The following is a 16,167-nucleotide window of genomic DNA, read 5'->3' on the forward strand; positions in this document are numbered from 1 at the left end:
ACCGCCGAAGGCACCCTATTGATACAACAAGGAGTGTGTATGTCTGTGCAACAGCAGGATCCTCGCGCTGATTCCAGAACTGACCCTAACCGCGTGATCCGTGCCCCGCGCGGCACCGAACTGACCGCCAAGAGCTGGCTCACCGAAGCGCCGCTGCGGATGCTGATGAACAACCTGGATCCCGAGGTGGCCGAGCATCCTCAGTCGCTAGTGGTCTATGGCGGCATTGGTCGCGCCGCCCGCAACTGGGCTTGCTTTGACAAGATCGTCGAGGTGCTGACCCGGCTGGAGGAGGATCAGACCCTGCTGGTGCAATCCGGCAAGCCGGTCGGGGTGTTCCAGACCCACAAGGATGCGCCGCGGGTGCTGATCGCCAACTCCAATCTGGTGCCCCACTGGGCCAACTGGGAGCACTTCAACGAGCTCGATAAGAAGGGCTTGATGATGTATGGCCAGATGACCGCCGGTTCGTGGATCTACATAGGTACTCAGGGGATTGTGCAGGGCACCTACGAGACCTTCTTCGCGGTGGCCAATCAGCACTTCAACGGCTCGCCTGCGGGCCGCTGGATCCTCACCGGTGGTCTCGGTGGCATGGGCGGCGCCCAGCCGCTGGCCGCCACCATGGCCGGTTTCTCGATGATCGCCGTGGAGTGCGACGAAACCCGCATCGATTTTCGTCTGCGCACCCGTTATGTGGACAAGAAGGCTCATAGCCTGGATGAGGCGCTGGCGATGGTCGAAGAGGCCAGGCAGAGCGGCACCGCCGTTTCCGTCGGCCTGCTCGGCAACGCCGCCGACGTCTTCGCCGAGCTGGTGGCTCGTGGCATCACGCCGGACGTGGTGACCGACCAGACCTCTGCCCACGACCCGATCCACGGTTACCTGCCCCAGGGCTGGAGCGTGGCAAAGTGGCGCGAGCTGCAACAGAGCGCCCCGCAGGAGGTAAATCTGGCCGCCCGTCGCTCCATGGCCCGTCAGGTGGAAGCCATGCTGACCCTGCAATCCCGTGGCGCGGCGACTCTGGATTACGGCAACAACATCCGCCAGATGGCGTTGGAGGAGGGAGTGGCGAACGCCTTCGACTTCCCCGGCTTCGTCCCCGCCTACATTCGTCCGCTGTTCTGCGAGGGGATTGGTCCGTTCCGCTGGGTTGCGCTCTCCGGCGATCCGGAAGATATCTACAAGACCGATCAGAAGGTGAAAGAGCTGATCCCCGATGATCCTCACCTGCACAACTGGCTCGACATGGCCCGCGAGCGCATCGCGTTTCAGGGGCTGCCGGCGCGGATCTGCTGGGTCGGGGTCAAGGATCGGGTACGGCTCGGTCTGGCCTTCAACGAGATGGTGAAAAACGGCGAGCTGAAAGCGCCCATCGTCATTGGCCGCGACCATCTGGATTCCGGCTCGGTGGCGAGCCCGAACCGCGAGACCGAGTCGATGATGGATGGCTCCGATGCCGTCTCCGACTGGCCGCTGCTCAACGCCCTGCTCAACACCGCTGGCGGCGCGACCTGGGTGTCGCTGCACCACGGCGGCGGGGTCGGCATGGGCTTCTCCCAGCACTCCGGTGTGGTGATCGTCTGTGACGGTAGCGATGATGCGGCCCGTCGCGTCGGTCGGGTGCTGCGCAACGATCCGGCCACCGGGGTGATGCGTCACGCCGATGCGGGCTATGAGATTGCCATCAACTGTGCCGTTGATGAGAAACTGGATCTGCCGATGATTGACGGCGCCAACGGTGTCAAAGGAAAGGTGTAACACCATGTTTGAATTGACTATTACTCCGGGCGAGCTGGATCTTGCCACCCTGCGCCGCGTCAGCCGCGAACCGGTACATGTTTCACTGGATCCGGCCGCGCTGCCGGGGATCCACGCCTCCGCTGCCGTGGTTACCAAGGTGATCGAGCAGAACCGGGTGGTGTATGGCATCAACACCGGTTTTGGCCTGCTGGCCAACACCCGCATTCCGGTGGAGCAGCTGGACGAGTTGCAGCGCTCCATCGTGCTTTCCCACGCGGCAGGGATTGGAGAGTACATGGATGACGCTACCGTGCGGCTGATGATGGTGCTCAAGCTCAACTCGCTGGCGCGGGGCTTCTCCGGCATCCGGCTGACGGTGCTTGAGGCCTTGATGACCCTCATCAACGCTGAAGTCTATCCGGTGGTGCCGAAGAAGGGATCCGTCGGTGCCTCCGGCGATCTGGCGCCGCTGGCTCATATGAGCTGCCTGCTGATCGGTGAAGGCAAGGCCCGCCACAAGGGCGAGCTGATCGACGCCGCCATGGCGCTGAAAATTGCCGGGCTCGAGCCCATCGCACTGGCGCCCAAAGAAGGATTGGCGCTGCTCAACGGCACCCAGGCCAGCACAGCCTTTGCGCTGGAAGGGCTGTTCCACGCCGAGGATCTCTACGCCGGAGCCATCACCATAGGCGCCATGAGTGTGGAGGCCGCCCTTGGCAGCCGCCGGCCGTTCGATGCCCGCATCCACGAAGTGCGCGGTCAGCGTGGCCAGATCGATGCGGCCGCCTGCTATCGCCACCTGCTGGTGGATGGCAGCGAGATCGGCATGTCCCATCACAACTGCGAGAAGGTGCAGGATCCCTACTCATTGCGCTGCCAGCCGCAGGTGATGGGAGCCTGCCTGACCCAGATCCGCCAGGCCGCCGAGGTGCTGGTGTGTGAGGCCAACGCGGTCTCCGACAACCCGCTGGTGTTTGCCGATGACGAGGAGATCCTCTCCGGCGGCAACTTCCACGCCGAGCCGGTGGCCTTCGCCGCCGATAATCTGGCGCTGGCCATCGCCGAGATAGGTTCCCTCTCCGAGCGACGAATGGCGCTGCTGATCGACTCGCGCATGTCCGGTCTGCCGGCGTTTCTGGTCAACAACGGCGGGGTCAACTCCGGCTTTATGATCGCTCAGGTCACCTCGGCGGCGCTGGCCTCCGAGAACAAGACTCTGGCTCATCCCGCTTCGGTGGACAGCCTGCCGACTTCGGCCAATCAGGAGGATCACGTCTCCATGGCGACCTTCGCTGGCCGCCGGCTTGCCGATATGGCTGAGAACACCCGTGGCATTCTGGCGGTCGAACTGCTGGCTGCGGCACAGGGGCTCGATTTTCGCGCGCCGCTGCGCAGTACCGAGCTGATCGAGCTGGCCAAGGGACGACTGCGGGCAGAGGTGAGCTTCTACGACAAGGACAGGTACTTCGCGCCGGACATCGAAGCGGCCGCCGCCCTGCTGGGCCGTGCCAGCTACAACGACCTGATCCCGGCCGGGGTGCTGCCCAGCCTGTAAGCCTTGATCACCCTTCTCCCCTGGCGGGAGAAGGGTTGGGGATGAGGGGGAAGCCGCTTCACAGGCGCCGGTGACAGCCGGGAGCAGATAACAAAAGACCGCCCAATCGGGCGGTCTTTGCGTTTCTGACGTTGGTTGAACGCGGTTATTCGTGTTCGAACATCAGGAACAGATAGACCACGAACAACACCAGATGGGTCGCTCCATGGAGCACATTGGTGCGGCCGCTGCTGAAGGTCACTTTACAGACCATCAGGGTCGTGACCAGCAGCACCATATCGGCGGGGGAGAGGCCGAGGCGTACCTCCTGATCCAGCATGGAGCCGATAAAGAGCACGGCAGGCACGGTGAGAGCGATGGTGGCCAGCACAGAGCCGAAGTAGAGGTTCATTGCTCGCTGCAGCTGGTTGTTGAAGGCGGCCTTGATGGCACCGACTGCTTCGGGGGCCAGCACGATGCAGGCCACGATAAAGCCGCCCAGTGCGGCGGGTGCTTCCATCACATGCACCCCGTAGTTGATGGGGATGGCCAGGGTCTTGGCCAGCAGGATTACCACCAGCAGGTAGGCGAGCAGCAGGATGGTGTGATAGACGTTGCTCTGCAGCGGGCCGTGGTGCTCCTCGTAATCCTCGTGATCGCTGTCGACGAAGAAGTGGCTGTGGCTGCGGGTCTGGATCAGCAGAAAGACCCCGTAGAGCAGGATCGAGATGATGATCAGCATCCACGACATGGCGCGCGACATACTGCCGATTGCACCACCCTCGGTGAAGTTGGGCAGCACCAGACAGAGCAGGGCCAGCGGGATGATGGCCACCAGATAGGATTTGACCCCGTCCAGATTGAAGCTCTGGGTGTGGTAGCGCCAGCCGCCAAACAGCAGGGTGAAGCCCACCAGACCGGTACTCACCAGCATCACTACCGCAAACATGGTATCGCGGGCCATGGTGGGGTTGGGCTCGCCGGTCAGCATCACCGAGGAGATCATCACCACCTCCAGCGAGATGACCGAGAGGGTGAGGATCAGGGTGCCGAAGGGCTCGCCCAGCTTGATGGCGAGGGCATCGGAGTGGCGCACCACCGAGAAGATGGCCCAGGTGACGATGGCCAGTAGTGCCGCCGAAACCGGAAGATAGATCCCGAGCGGAGTTGTCTCTGTCAGCAGGTCACTGCCCAGGGTCTTGAAAAAGAGCAGGGTCAGCAGGCCAACGGGCAGGGCAATCTCTTGCCGGATAACTGTCTTCATAGGCAATGGTTCTCTATTGGGGGTCTTGACGACCGGATGACATAAACAGGCTGCACGGTTATCGGTTGCGCAATAACCGGCTCCTTATGATAAAGGTTGTTATCCCCGTCAGGGCAGATCATTTTGTTGCTGAATGTAAATAAGGGGTGGCAGGAGACGGTTTGATTTCACCATGGAGCCGGGTCAGGGCCTGCAGGAGGCTTTATCCGCCTGATGGCCGGGCTGGGTTACGGCGCTACCGCCAGCATCAACCTGATGATGTCGAGCCGCTGGCCAAACCTTTTCGCGGCCAGATCCTGCCATATCTGCGTTAGCTGGCCTGCTGGTGTTGCAGCTGCCACTCCCGTTGCCAATGGGTCAGTATCTTCAGCGGCATGGGTTTGCCGAAGAAGTAGCCCTGGATCAGATAGACGCCGTGCTGGCTCAGATAGTCGACCTGCAACTGGCTCTCGACCCCTTCGGCGATCATCTCCATGCCCGATTCCCGACCGAAGACGATGATGGCATCCAGTACGCTGCGCTTGAGGTCGTTGGTGCCTATGGTATCGACGAACATCTTGTCGATCTTGATCTGGCGGATCCCCAGGCTCTGCAGGTAGGCAAAGCCGCCGTAGCCGGTACCGAAATCATCCAGCTTGAAGTGATACCCCATCTGTTGCAGCAGGGTGATCTCCTCGGTGGCCGCCTTGATGTCGAGGATCGGCTTGCGCTCCGTCAGCTCGAAGGTGAGCCGGGTGGGTGAGGGGTTTTGGCTGTGAGCGAGCAAGGAGCGCAGCAGGGGTTGCTCGATATGGGCCGCCACCAGATTGACGCTGACCCACTGCTCCGGTGCCAGCTGCGGCAGGTCGGTGATCACCTGCTCCAGCAACTGTTCGGTCATCGGCAGGATCAGCCCCTGCTCCTCTGCATATTCGATAAAGGTGCCCGGGGGGATCAGCTCGTTTCCCCGCTGCCAGCGCAGCAGCGCCTCGAATCCCACCACTTGGTGGGTACGGGCATCCACTATCGGCTGGTAGAGGGGAATAAATTCCTTGCGTATCAATCCTGTTTGCAGCAGTCCTTTGAGGGAGCGCCGATAGCTGCGTAGCAGCCAGTATGTGACGCTTAACAGGGCGCCGAGCGCGATACCGAACCAGAGACCGTAGTGATTGAGTTGGTCATGGGCATATTGCTCCAGCGCTTTTCCCGCCCAGACCGTCTGTTTGGTGAGTTCATTGGGATCGAAGAAACTGAGGCTGATATTGCTCTCTTCCTGTTTGATCTCCTTGTCGCCACGGGGAAAGTGGACTGTGCTTGCATCGGTATCCTGTCGGCTGAACTCCAGATAGAAGCAGTGGCTGCAGGGGTGTTGCAGCAGGTCGTGGCTCCAGCTGTTATCCAGCACCCAGTAGGCAAGGTTGTCACCGGATCGGTAAAAGGCCACCAGCTCCTGCTCGGTATTGTATTTGGCCACGGTGGCGGTGATCCCCAACTTGCCAAACTTCTGCCCGCTGTTCTGGAGCTCTTTGATCAGCGGGATCTCCACCCCCAGGCTGGAGCAGCTGTTGCCGGAGGCGAGCTCCAACCCTTGCAGGCGGATATGAGCGCTGTAGAAGCGCGGATCGCGCAGCAGCTCCATGTCTTTGGCGCCGCAGTTGAACTCAAATTGTGCCAGTTGTTTGTTGATGGCAGCATCCAGCTCCCGGTGGCGTACGGCCATGGCTCCCTTGAGCTCGGCAACCTTCTCTTCCAGCAGATGAAAGGCCATCGGCTTGGCAAACCACAGGCCGAGAAACTGGCTGCCCACGACAGGCAGGATGAACAGCAACAGAGCGATCCAGACGGGTGATTTACGCAAAGGAAGTACCTGCCAGTTTCATGAGACACAAATGGACTTAGCCATCATAGAGCATTAGTGCAATCAATTTGAGTCCGAGTTGTCACACTTGTTGATTGATTTTTTAACTGCATGATTTTAAATGTGTTTATTATTAACTTTGGCTAGATTCAATCGCTGACCTGTCATAAATGACAATTGCTCAGCTTATCCGAACTGCATTAGAGTAGCCCTGCGGTTTGACTCACCGTGTGTTCAATACTCCTGTATCTGTTTTTTGTCAGTAGCACAGAGTGTTAGTTTTGATATGAGTGTTCCTTTTGGTCCCCTTTGAGGGACCATTTTTCTGTCTGTCATCCCGCCCTTTCCCGCATTTGTAGCCCGTCATCCTTGGTATTCTCCCTCTGCTTTGAGTTATGCTTGCCCGCTTAAATTGCAGAAGCGGGATCTTCATCCATAGCTGTGGCCCGATCGCCGCTGCTACCATGAGGCGACATGGATGATGCTGGGCATACGGAAAGGCGCATGAAACTCACTACACAGCTTGTCTCATTTATCACCCTTTGCGTGATTGCAGCCATGGCGACCGTGCTGATTGGCGGGGTGTTCAGCTTTCGCGAGCTGGGCATGGAGCTGCAGCAAAAGAAGGTCGATGCGCTGGTCGAAGTGATCGACAAGCAGCTCGATGTTGCTCACGACATGGAGGATATGAGCCACTGGCTGCCCACCCTGCTGCGGGCTGCCCATGTGGTAGAGCTGGAGGTGCGCCAGAATAACCAGCGGGTCTACTGGTTCCGCGATGTGCGCAATCCGGTCGACGAACAGCTGCTGGTGCCATACAGCCACCCGCTGCCCCATCAGGCCGGCATGCAGGCCAACTTCAAACTGGAGCGCCCCTTCAAGGAGGCGGAATACTCCATCAAGGCAATGTCCGGCATCTCGCTGGGCATCTTTATCGTGGTGTTCGGTCTCTGGTACTCCATCCGCTGGCTGCGCCAGCAGTTGCGCGGGGCCGAGCTGCTGGGCATTCGCGCCCAGCTGATCCTCGATGACAAGCTCTCCAAACTGAGTCATGACCCCGCCGAAGAGTGGCCGGTGGCCGCCAGTCAGGCCCTCGACCATTTGCTCGCCGAGCTGGCGGATGCCCGCAAGGAGCGCAGCCGCTTCGACAACTTCATTCGCAGCAACGCCTTCGTCGACAAGATGACCGGCATCGGCAACAGGCTGTTTTTCGACAACCGGCTGGAGAGCGCCATCATGGAGGCAAGCGTGATGAGCGGCGGCGTGCTGCTGATCGATCTCGCCTGTCTGGAGGAGCTGGAGGCCGATCAGTTCGAGCTGCTGGGGCATGATTTGATGATGGAGGCGAGCGCCACCATAGGTGCCTTCGTGCGCAAACACAACGGTGCCCTGCAGGCCCGCTATGCCGGTCAGGTTTTTGCGGTGTTGCTGCCCAATATGTCCGAGAGCGAGATGGTGGATAGCGCCAGCCAGCTGCTCAAGAGCCTGCAACGGCTGCATTGGCCGCAGGAGGTCAATCCGGAGACTGCGGTCTATCTCGGCGCCGTCTGTTATCAGGCAGAAGACAGCCTGCTCAAGGTGCAGGAGGAGGCGGAGCTGGCCCTCAAGAGTGCCCGGCTGCAAGGCCACAACGGCTGGTTCCTCTACGAGAAGCAGTTGGATGAGGAGCAGAGCAGCAAGGGCACAGTACGCTGGCGCACCCTGATCAGCCGCCGTCTCGAAGAGCACGGCATCGAATTTTATACCCAGCCGATCCAGCAGGATCGGGGGCAGGTGGTGTTGCAGCAGGAGTTGCTCACCTATCTGCACGACGAGCAGGGACGGGCTTTGCAGGCGGGGATCTTCATGCCGATGGCGGAGAAGGTGGGCTTGTTGCTGCAACTGGATCGGCTGGTGGCGGAGCAGACCCTCGCTCTGCTGCGTCAGCGCTCCGAGCAGAGCTGCCCCATCAGCCTGACCCTCAGTGCCCAGAGCCTGCTCAACCGCGAGTTCCAGCGCTGGCTCTTCTTCGCTCTGTTCCAGCTGCCGCGCAGCACCAACGAGCGGCTGATTTTGCAACTCTCGGAATCCCAGGTGACCCGCCACTTCGAGGCGCTAAAGCGGCCGCTGCGCTCCTTGCGGATGCTGGGTTGCCAGCTGGCCATCGATCATGCCGGTCAGGATGTGGTGAGCACCCAGTACATCAAGGAGTTCGAGATCAACTTCCTCAAGCTACACCCCAGCCTGGTACGGGAAATCCATGCCCGTCAGGTCAACCAGATGGCGGTACGCAGTCTGGTTGGGGGTTGTGCCAATACCCGCACCCGGGTGCTGGCAGTGGGGGTGGAGAGTGGCGATGAGTGGAAGATGCTGCGCCACCTCGGGGTGCATGCCGGGCAGGGGCCCTGGTTTGCCGAGCCCCAGCGTCTGGTGCTGGAACCGGCTGGTGATTGAGATAAACAACAGAGGGTCGCCTTGGGGCGACCCTCTGTTGTTTGCGGTTGCCGTAAGTCAGGGATCACAGTCGCCCCTGCTCCCGCAGCCCGGCGAGCCCTTGCATGCCGCCGGTGTGGATAAAGACGATTTTGCTGCCGGGGGCGATACGGCCTGCCGCCAGCTCGCGAAACAGTCCCCACATTGCCTTGCCGCTATAGATAGGCTCAAGGGGCAGATCGGTCGTGGCGCTGAAATCCTGTACCCACTGCCAGAGGGCCGGGCTGAATTTGGCATAGCCACCATCGTGGTGATCGAGCGCGATGCGCCAGCCGGGGATATTGGCAGCCGCAGGATGGAGGCGACACACCTCGTCAGCGATAAAGCTGCCTCCTTTCAGTACCGCAATGGCGAGGATCTGCTCCCGATCCCGTTTGCCGGTGAGCAGGCCCGCCAGAGTGCCGCCGCTGGCGCAGGGCAGTACCCAGAGATCCGGCGAGAAGGGCACTTCGCCGACCAGTTCCGCCACGCCGGGGATGGCCAGCGGGCTGCTACCCCCTTCCGGCACGATCAGGGTATCGGGGGCATCGAATTGGGCCAGCCAGTCGGGATCCTGCCGTCGCCGGTAACTCTGGCGGTCGACAAAAACGAGATCCATGCCCCAGCGCCGGGCATCCTGCAGGGTAGAGTTACTGACGGCGTCATATTCGCCCCGTATGATACCGGTAGTACGAAGACCAGATTGGCACCCCGCTGCCGCCAGCGCGTGGATATGATTGGAGTAGGCGCCGCCAAACGAGAGCAGATGCCGTTTGCCGTGCTCTTTGGCATGCAGCAGGTGGTATTTGAGCTTGCGCCACTTGTTGCCGGAGATGGCCGGATGGATCAGATCATCCCGCTTGCACCACAGCTCGACGCCATAGCAGGTCAGCAACGGATGGTGGAGGCGTTGCAGGGGGGAAGGGAGGATGGCTTGACCCTCTGGCTCGGCGGAAAGGATGGCTTGCAATGGTGAGTCCGTCTTTTAATCTGGAGGCTAATCTGCTGTTTATGTTAATATTTCATACATTTAATCACTATTGATGGGCGGGCTTACATGAAACAACTGTTCAGACGGTCGACGCCAAGCCGCCAGGTCGGGCTCTTGCTGGCCAATGACAGGATCATGCTGGCTGCGGTGGGCAATCCCCCCGTCTTCGCGACGCGCACCATCAACGGCCCACAGGAGTGGGCAGTGGCCATGAACGAGCTGTTCAGCCGTCATGGGCTGGCCAAGTCTACGGTGCGGGTGGCCCTCGCCGCCAGCCTTTATCAACAGATCCAGATAGACAAGCCTGCCGTGCCTGACGCCGAGATGGCGGGGGCGCTCCCCTGGGCTATCAAGGATTATGTCAGCGAACCCGTGCTGCAACTGGCGATGGATTATGTGGACTTGCCCACCCCGCCTGCCGGTCGTCCGCGCATCAATGTGATCTGCCTGCCCAAGAGCCGGGTGCAACAGCTGGCCGATGCCATCAACGGCATCGCCACCCTGCAATCCATCATCAGCGACGAATTGGCGCTCACCTCTCTCTATGACGCTGACGAGACGGTGCGCATGCTGCTGTGGCAGCCCAAGGGGCAGGATCTGCAACTGCTGGTCTTCCATCAGGGCGGGCTCTGCTTCTCCCGCCAGCTGCGCGGTTTCACCAGCCTGACTGGCGAACATGAGCCGGACAGTATGCTGCTCGATTCACTGGCGCTGGAGATCCAGCGCTCCCTCGACTATCTGGCGGGCCAGCTGAAATTGCCCGAGCTGGGGCAGATGCAGTTTGCCGTCGCCTCGCCCTTTATCGGTACCCTGGTGCGCCACATGGAGCAGACCTTCGGTTTTGCCGTCTCCGCCATGGCCAACAAGGCGATCCTGGCCGGCGTCGAATACCTCTCGGCCTACGCAGCCGCCATCGGGGAGGATGCGTGATGAAACGTCAGATAAACCTCTATGGCGCCGAGTTTCGCCCCAAGTGGCAGTGGGCCAGCCTCAATCAGATGGCGCTGGTATGGGGCTTTGCGCTGCTGCTGATCCTGTTGACGGGTGTCGGTTACAGCTGGCAGCAGCAGCAGGTCAGCCGGGCGCTGGCGCAGCGCTCTGCCGAGCTGGAACTCAAGCGCAGCGAGGCGCAGCGGCTCGATGCCGAGCTGGCGCGCCATCAGGCAGATCCTCGGCTGCAACAGCAACTGGTCAACAAGCAGGATGAGCTGACGGCCAAGCAGGGGCTGATGCGCCAATTGGGCAGTCTGACCCTGCAAAAATCCCAGGGCTATGCCAGCGTGATGGCGGATCTCTCCCGCATTCGCAACAGCAACCTCTCGTTGCAGCGCATCGAGATCAACGAAGGGCGGATCAACCTCTCCGGCTTTGCCGGACGCAGTCAGGATGTGCCGGCCTGGGTCAACCGCTTCAAGCAGACCCCGAGTCTGGTGGGCAAGGAGTTTGGTGAACTGACCCTCGGCCGTGACAAGGAGGGGCGTCTGACCTTCCAGTTGAGCGGCATTGCGCGGGAGAAACCCTGATGAACCTGAAAGCACAATGGCAGGCATGGGGCCAGCGTATCGCCGTGTTGAGCCAGCGGGAGCGGGTGTTGATCCTGCTGACTGGTTTGGTGCTGCTGGGCGCGGCCGGACTCTACGGCTGGCTCGATGGTGCCGATACCCGCCTGCAGCAGGATCGCATGGCCCTGAACGCCGCCGAGCGCGACCTCGAGATCATGGAGCTGGAAAACCTCGGCAAACAGGCCCGGCTCAAGCGGGATCCCAATCAGGGGGTTCGCGACCAGCTGGCACAGGTCGAGGCGGATCTGGCCCGGATCGACGATGAGCTCAAGGCCCAGACCGTCGATCTGATCCCGGCGCACGAGATGCCGCTGGTGCTGGAGGCGCTGCTCTCCCGCTCCGCCAACCTTCACATGCTGGCCCTCAGTTCGCTGGAGCCGACCCCGCTGATGGCGGGAGAGCAGAAGGTCAATCTCTACAAGCATGGTATCCGGCTTCAGCTTGAAGGCGGCTATTTCGATGTGTATCAATATCTTAAAGCGCTGGAAGCCTTGCCGCGTCACTTCTACTGGAAGCAGTTCGACTATCAGGTCAAAGCCTATCCCGGCGCGGTGGTGGAGATGGAGATCTACACCCTGAGTACCAGCAAGGAGTTTATCCGTGGCTAGAGTGTTTGCGTTGTGCTGTTGCCTGTTCAGCTTGCTGGTACAGGCGGAGCAGGTCGAAGTATTGCAGGATCCCACCGCGCCACTGGCGGATGTGGCGGTTGGTGCCCGTGCAACTGGCGAGAGCAGTGCCGGTTTGCCGAAGCTGCAGAGTGTCGTGCTGGGCAATGGCCCGGCACTGGCGGTACTCAATGGCAAGAGTTATCGGGTCGGACAACAGGTGGACGGCTATACGCTGGTGGCCATCAATGCCGATGCCGTGGTGCTGGAAAAGGCGGGAAAACGCCATGCGGTAACACTGTTTGCCAGCAAGATCCGGGTTTGAGTCGTGCTTGCCTCTCGAGAGGTGAATCGGCTTTATCGAGTTTAATTGCAAGTCAGGGTGCCCTAATTACATGAAAAAACACCGTCTCTGTCTGATCTCCGTGGCCATGATGGCTACAGGCTGTACCACGTATCAGCACCCCGAGCCGACCCAGGCGAAGGATGCTCTCAAACAGGCCATGAACGAACAGCAGAAACAGGCTGCCCCTCTGACCGCGTTGCCCAAATCGGTGCAAAGTGAATTGCTGCAGTTGAACCGGCCGCAGATGCCGGTCGGCATGCCGGAGAAGCGGCTGCGTATCGCGGCTCACGACGTGGAGGCGGTAGAGTTTTTCGGTTCCCTGTTCAAGGGCTCCCGCTACAGCGTGGCGGTTCACCCCGGGGTGGCCGGGCTGGTCTCCGTCGAGCTCAAGGATGTGACTCTGCCAGAGGTGCTGGCTGTGGTGGGCGACATGTACGGCTTCGACGTGCAGCGCAAGGGCAATGTCTTCCATATCTATCCGGCGGGTCTGCGTACCGAAACCATCCCGGTCAACTACCTGATGATGTCCCGTCGTGGTCTCTCCCGCACCTCGGTCAGCACCGGCGGGGTGACGGCCAATGACAGCAATAACAGCAGCGACAGCAGTTTTGACAGTGCATCGAACAACAACAGCGGCAGCAACAGCTCAACCAGCAACAACTCGAGCGGTGACAACAACAACGGCACCCGTATCGAAACCGACACCAACAGCGACTACTGGACTGATCTGCGCGACTCCCTGCAGACCCTGATTGGCACGGGTGACGGTCGCGCCGTGATCACCAGCCCGCAGGCGGGTCTGGTCACCATTCGCGCCTACCCGAAAGAGCTCAAGGCGGTGCGTGAATTCCTGACTCAGTCCGAGAGTCACCTCAAGCGGCAGGTGGTGCTGGAGGCGCGGATCATCGAAGTTGCCCTCAACGAAGGGTATGAACAGGGGGTCGACTGGAGCGGTCTCTCCGCCAGTTGGGATGGCAACAAGGGGATTACCGGTGGCCAGTCGCTTGCCAATACTCAGCTGCCCAGCACCCCCAACCAGATCTTCAGTGCGCTGGGCGGCGGCGCCGGTTTCAAGATCTCTGATGGCAACTTCAATGTGGCGGTCAACCTGCTCAAGACCCAGGGCGATGTGAATACCCTCTCCAGTCCCCGTGTCACCGCAACCAACAACCAGAAAGCGGTGATCAAGGTGGGGACGGACGAGTATTACGTCACCAATGCGTCCACCACCATTACCACTACCTCGACGGGCACAGACAAGACACCTAACGTGGAGCTGACCCCCTTCTTCTCCGGTATCGCACTGGACGTAACGCCGCAGATCGATGAAGAGGGCAAGGTGCTGCTGCATATCCATCCTTCGGTTATCGATACCGAAGAGCAAAACAAGGTGATCGACATGGGTACCTCGGGTGGCAAGTTGCAACTGCCGCTCGCCAAGAGCTCGATCCGCGAATCCGATACCGTGGTGCAGGCCAATAACGGTGACATCATCGTTATCGGCGGTCTGATGAAGACCGACAAGCAGGAGATCGTCAGCAAGGTGCCGCTGCTGGGGGATATTCCCTGGGTGGGCGAAGCCTTTACCAACCGCCGCGAGAGCACCAAGAAGGTGGAGCTGGTGATCATGCTCAAACCGACCGTGGTGGAGAAAGATACCTGGCAAAATGAGCTGCAACGATCCTCCGAGCTGCTCGACAAGTGGTATCCGGCCAAGGGCTGACCCATGACGCCAGATGCGGTCACCCTTATCCCGAACGGCCTGTGCTGCCTTGCCAGCACAGGCTGCTTGCTCGCCGTGGCAGGTGAGGTCTCATGTACCTGACCCACTTCGGCCTGCAGGAGGCACCGTTCAGCCTCACTCCCAATACCGGCTTCTACTACGGCCTGCCGCCTCACGAAGAGGCGCTGCAGGTGCTCAACTGGGCGCTGGCGCAGGGGGAGGGCTTTATCAAGGTGACCGGCGAGGTGGGTACCGGCAAAACTCTGCTCTGCCGCAAGTTGCTCAGCGAGCTGGGTTCGGAAGCGCGCCCGGTGCGGCTTGCCTGGTTGCCTAATCCCCACCTTACTCCGGCCGAGCTGCGCATCGCGCTGGCGCTGGAGCTGGGGTTGGCGGTACGGGATCAGAGCGAACTGGATCTGACCGATCGTATCCATCGTCACCTGATCAGCCTGCACCAGCAGGGCAGTCGGGTGGTGGTGCTGATCGACGAGGCGCAAGCGCTGCCGGACGAGACGCTGGAGGCGATCCGCCTGTTCGGCAATCTCGAGACCGAATCGAGCAAGCTGCTGCAGATCGTGCTGTTCGGCCAGCCGGAGCTGGATGCCAGACTGGCCAAGCCGCATCTGCGCCAACTGCGCCAGCGGATTGGCTTCTCCTACTGCCTGCGGCCGCTGCGTTTTGACGAGACCCGCGCCTATCTGGAGCACAGATTGCAGGTCTCCGGTTACCGCGGGGCACCGCTGTTTGCAGGTCGCGCCATGCGTCTGTTGTGGCGCGCATCGCGAGGGATCCCGAGACTGATCAATATCCTGGCGCAGAAGTGCCTGATGCTGGCCTATGGTCAGGGTGTGCGCCAGATCGATAGCCGTCTGGTGCGGCTCGCCATTCGCGATACCGACGATGCCAGCCGCTTTGCGCCACGGCGCTGGTGGCCCCTGTTACTGTTGCTGGGGTGCGCCCTGGCTTATGGAGTCTGGCCATGAGCGTTATCAACCAGATGCTGAAAGATCTGGACCGGCGCCAGCAAGGATCCGAAGGTGCTGCCGTCTATATTGCCCCTGCGCGCCAGCAGGGATGGTGGATGTTGCTGTTGACCCTGATCTGCGGTCTGGCACTGGGGATCCTTGGTTGGCGAACCTGGATCTACTGGCAGCAGACCCAACCCGTTACGGCTGCCAGCGAAGTGATCGCCCCCGATGCGGTGACTCCCGATGTTGTGGCAAGGGCCGCCGCGCCAGTCAGCCCGCCCGAGCCGGTCGAGGTGGCGGCCGCGCTGCCGTTGCCAAGTCAGGATGAGGTGAATGATGAGGCAGGCGAGAGTGACTCGGATGGCATGGCCGACGGTGCGCCCTTTGATGCCTCCAGCGAGGTTGACGAGATGGAGCCGACCGATGAAGAGCTGCAGCCCGAGCTTTACGCCGAACTGGCGGCAGAGCAGCAGGCAGTCGCCAGCGCGCCGCGCAAACCGAGCGTATTGAAGATCGAGACGGTGGAGCTGTCGGCCAAGGAGCTGGCGGCACTGGCGGAGCGCAAGGCGACTACCGCCATGGCCAAGGGAAGCCTGCGGGATGCGCAGGACAACTACTATCAGGTGCTGGCCCACGATCCCTACAATCAGGGGGCGCGCGAGCAGCTGGCGGGGCTGCTCTACGGCGAGGGCCGTCTGACCGAGGCGCGTCAGCTGCTGGAAGAGGGGATCCGGCTCGATCCCCAACAGGCCGATTTTCGTCTGCTGCTGGCCCGTCTTGCCATCAGCGAGGGGCAGCAGCAGCAGGCGCTTGGCTGGCTGTCCGGTTATCAACCGGATCTCGCCAGCAACATGGACTACTACGCCACCTGGGCCGGGCTGACTCAGGAGCTGGGCCAGAATGCCGATGCGGCGGCGCTCTATGTGAAGCTGCTGCGTCAGCAGCCGGATCAGGGCCGTTGGTGGCTTGGCCTCGGTGTGGCCGAGGATGGTCAGGGCCACAGCCAGCGGGCGCTCGATGCCTATCGCAACGCCTTGCTGCACGGCAACCTCGGCGAGGCGTCGACCAACTGGCTGGAACAACGAATTGGTCAACTAACCCCTTGATAAACAGCAGGTTCGATTAGCTAAGCCTAATCGGATG

Annotated in this window: 13 protein-coding genes; 10 read left to right on the top strand and 3 right to left on the bottom strand. The window is 61.0% G+C overall.

Features of this window, described 5'->3' with window-relative positions; genetic code table 11:
- The first annotated feature begins 39 nt into the window (after positions 1 to 39).
- Together hutU and hutH are read left to right on the top strand one after the other, a co-directional pair.
- The gene (hutU, locus tag AB5Z02_RS04440; protein ID WP_368215389.1) at positions 40 to 1,761 is read left to right on the top strand and encodes a urocanate hydratase; all 1,722 of its coding nucleotides are present in this window, start codon (positions 40 to 42) and stop codon (positions 1,759 to 1,761) included.
- 4 nt (positions 1,762 to 1,765) lie between these two features.
- The gene (hutH, locus tag AB5Z02_RS04445) at positions 1,766 to 3,298 is read left to right on the top strand and encodes a histidine ammonia-lyase (RefSeq protein WP_368215390.1); all 1,533 of its coding nucleotides are present in this window, start codon (positions 1,766 to 1,768) and stop codon (positions 3,296 to 3,298) included.
- A 145-nt stretch (positions 3,299 to 3,443) separates the two neighbouring features.
- Here hutH and AB5Z02_RS04450 read toward each other — a convergent pair whose 3' ends face one another.
- A complete protein-coding gene (locus AB5Z02_RS04450; RefSeq protein ID WP_005348596.1) occupies positions 3,444 to 4,541 on the bottom strand; it encodes a calcium:proton antiporter in 1,098 nt (365 codons plus the stop codon).
- 310 nt (positions 4,542 to 4,851) lie between these two features.
- The gene (locus AB5Z02_RS04455) at positions 4,852 to 6,378 is read right to left on the bottom strand and encodes an EAL domain-containing protein (RefSeq protein ID WP_368215392.1); all 1,527 of its coding nucleotides are present in this window, start codon (positions 6,376 to 6,378) and stop codon (positions 4,852 to 4,854) included.
- A 504-nt stretch (positions 6,379 to 6,882) separates the two neighbouring features.
- Here AB5Z02_RS04455 and AB5Z02_RS04460 point away from each other — a divergent pair.
- Positions 6,883 to 8,811 carry an EAL domain-containing protein gene (locus AB5Z02_RS04460; RefSeq protein WP_162504463.1) on the top strand — a complete coding sequence of 643 codons (1,929 nt, stop codon included), beginning with the start codon at positions 6,883 to 6,885 and terminating at the stop codon, positions 8,809 to 8,811.
- A 64-nt stretch (positions 8,812 to 8,875) separates the two neighbouring features.
- Here the strand turns inward: AB5Z02_RS04460 and AB5Z02_RS04465 are convergent, their stop codons facing one another.
- Complete coding sequence (locus AB5Z02_RS04465; RefSeq protein ID WP_231720650.1) at positions 8,876 to 9,799, bottom strand: 1-aminocyclopropane-1-carboxylate deaminase/D-cysteine desulfhydrase; 924 nt, start codon at positions 9,797 to 9,799, stop codon at positions 8,876 to 8,878.
- A gap of 87 nt (positions 9,800 to 9,886) precedes the next feature.
- Here AB5Z02_RS04465 and AB5Z02_RS04470 point away from each other — a divergent pair, with 87 nt between their 5' ends.
- The 7 genes from AB5Z02_RS04470 to AB5Z02_RS04500 all read left to right on the top strand — a co-directional run bounded on the left by AB5Z02_RS04470 (position 9,887) and on the right by AB5Z02_RS04500 (position 16,130).
- Positions 9,887 to 10,750, top strand: coding sequence for a hypothetical protein (locus AB5Z02_RS04470; protein ID WP_047434655.1), 864 nt, complete (start codon positions 9,887 to 9,889; stop codon positions 10,748 to 10,750).
- A complete protein-coding gene (locus AB5Z02_RS04475) occupies positions 10,750 to 11,343 on the top strand; it encodes a PilN domain-containing protein (protein ID WP_231720649.1) in 594 nt (197 codons plus the stop codon). Before AB5Z02_RS04470 ends, AB5Z02_RS04475 begins: the two co-directional genes overlap by 1 nt.
- Complete coding sequence (locus AB5Z02_RS04480; RefSeq protein WP_181269656.1) at positions 11,343 to 11,990, top strand: MSHA biogenesis protein MshJ; 648 nt, start codon at positions 11,343 to 11,345, stop codon at positions 11,988 to 11,990. Before AB5Z02_RS04475 ends, AB5Z02_RS04480 begins: the two co-directional genes overlap by 1 nt.
- Positions 11,983 to 12,312 (top strand): MSHA biogenesis protein MshK, encoded by a 330-nt coding sequence (locus tag AB5Z02_RS04485; protein ID WP_005342886.1) that lies wholly within the window; start codon positions 11,983 to 11,985, stop codon positions 12,310 to 12,312. Before AB5Z02_RS04480 ends, AB5Z02_RS04485 begins: the two co-directional genes overlap by 8 nt.
- A gap of 70 nt (positions 12,313 to 12,382) precedes the next feature.
- Positions 12,383 to 14,056 carry a pilus (MSHA type) biogenesis protein MshL gene (mshL, locus tag AB5Z02_RS04490; protein ID WP_231720648.1) on the top strand — a complete coding sequence of 558 codons (1,674 nt, stop codon included), beginning with the start codon at positions 12,383 to 12,385 and terminating at the stop codon, positions 14,054 to 14,056.
- Positions 14,057 to 14,148: 92 nt separating this feature from the next.
- On the top strand, positions 14,149 to 15,039 hold the full coding sequence (gene mshM, locus AB5Z02_RS04495) for an MSHA fimbrial biogenesis protein MshM (RefSeq protein WP_120416286.1): 891 nt from the start codon (positions 14,149 to 14,151) through the stop codon (positions 15,037 to 15,039).
- Positions 15,036 to 16,130: a tetratricopeptide repeat protein gene (locus AB5Z02_RS04500; RefSeq protein ID WP_231720647.1), complete on the top strand. Its 1,095-nt coding sequence runs from the start codon at positions 15,036 to 15,038 to the stop codon at positions 16,128 to 16,130. Before mshM ends, AB5Z02_RS04500 begins: the two co-directional genes overlap by 4 nt.
- Positions 16,131 to 16,167 lie beyond the last annotated feature (37 nt).

The sequence above is a fragment of the Aeromonas sp. R2-3 genome (assembly GCF_040908375.1).
Taxonomy (GTDB): domain Bacteria; phylum Pseudomonadota; class Gammaproteobacteria; order Enterobacterales; family Aeromonadaceae; genus Aeromonas; species Aeromonas veronii.

Coding starts and splice junctions, on each gene's coding strand:
- mshM (WP_120416286.1), top strand. CDS start 14,149: ATGTACCTGACCCACTTCGGCCTGCAGGAGGCACCGTTCAGCCTCACT.
- mshL (WP_231720648.1), top strand. CDS start 12,383: ATGAAAAAACACCGTCTCTGTCTGATCTCCGTGGCCATGATGGCTACA.
- AB5Z02_RS04500 (WP_231720647.1), top strand. CDS start 15,036: ATGAGCGTTATCAACCAGATGCTGAAAGATCTGGACCGGCGCCAGCAA.
- hutU (WP_368215389.1), top strand. CDS start 40: ATGTCTGTGCAACAGCAGGATCCTCGCGCTGATTCCAGAACTGACCCT.
- AB5Z02_RS04470 (WP_047434655.1), top strand. CDS start 9,887: ATGAAACAACTGTTCAGACGGTCGACGCCAAGCCGCCAGGTCGGGCTC.
- AB5Z02_RS04475 (WP_231720649.1), top strand. CDS start 10,750: ATGAAACGTCAGATAAACCTCTATGGCGCCGAGTTTCGCCCCAAGTGG.
- hutH (WP_368215390.1), top strand. CDS start 1,766: ATGTTTGAATTGACTATTACTCCGGGCGAGCTGGATCTTGCCACCCTG.
- AB5Z02_RS04480 (WP_181269656.1), top strand. CDS start 11,343: ATGAACCTGAAAGCACAATGGCAGGCATGGGGCCAGCGTATCGCCGTG.
- AB5Z02_RS04450 (WP_005348596.1), bottom strand. CDS start 4,541: ATGAAGACAGTTATCCGGCAAGAGATTGCCCTGCCCGTTGGCCTGCTG.
- AB5Z02_RS04460 (WP_162504463.1), top strand. CDS start 6,883: ATGAAACTCACTACACAGCTTGTCTCATTTATCACCCTTTGCGTGATT.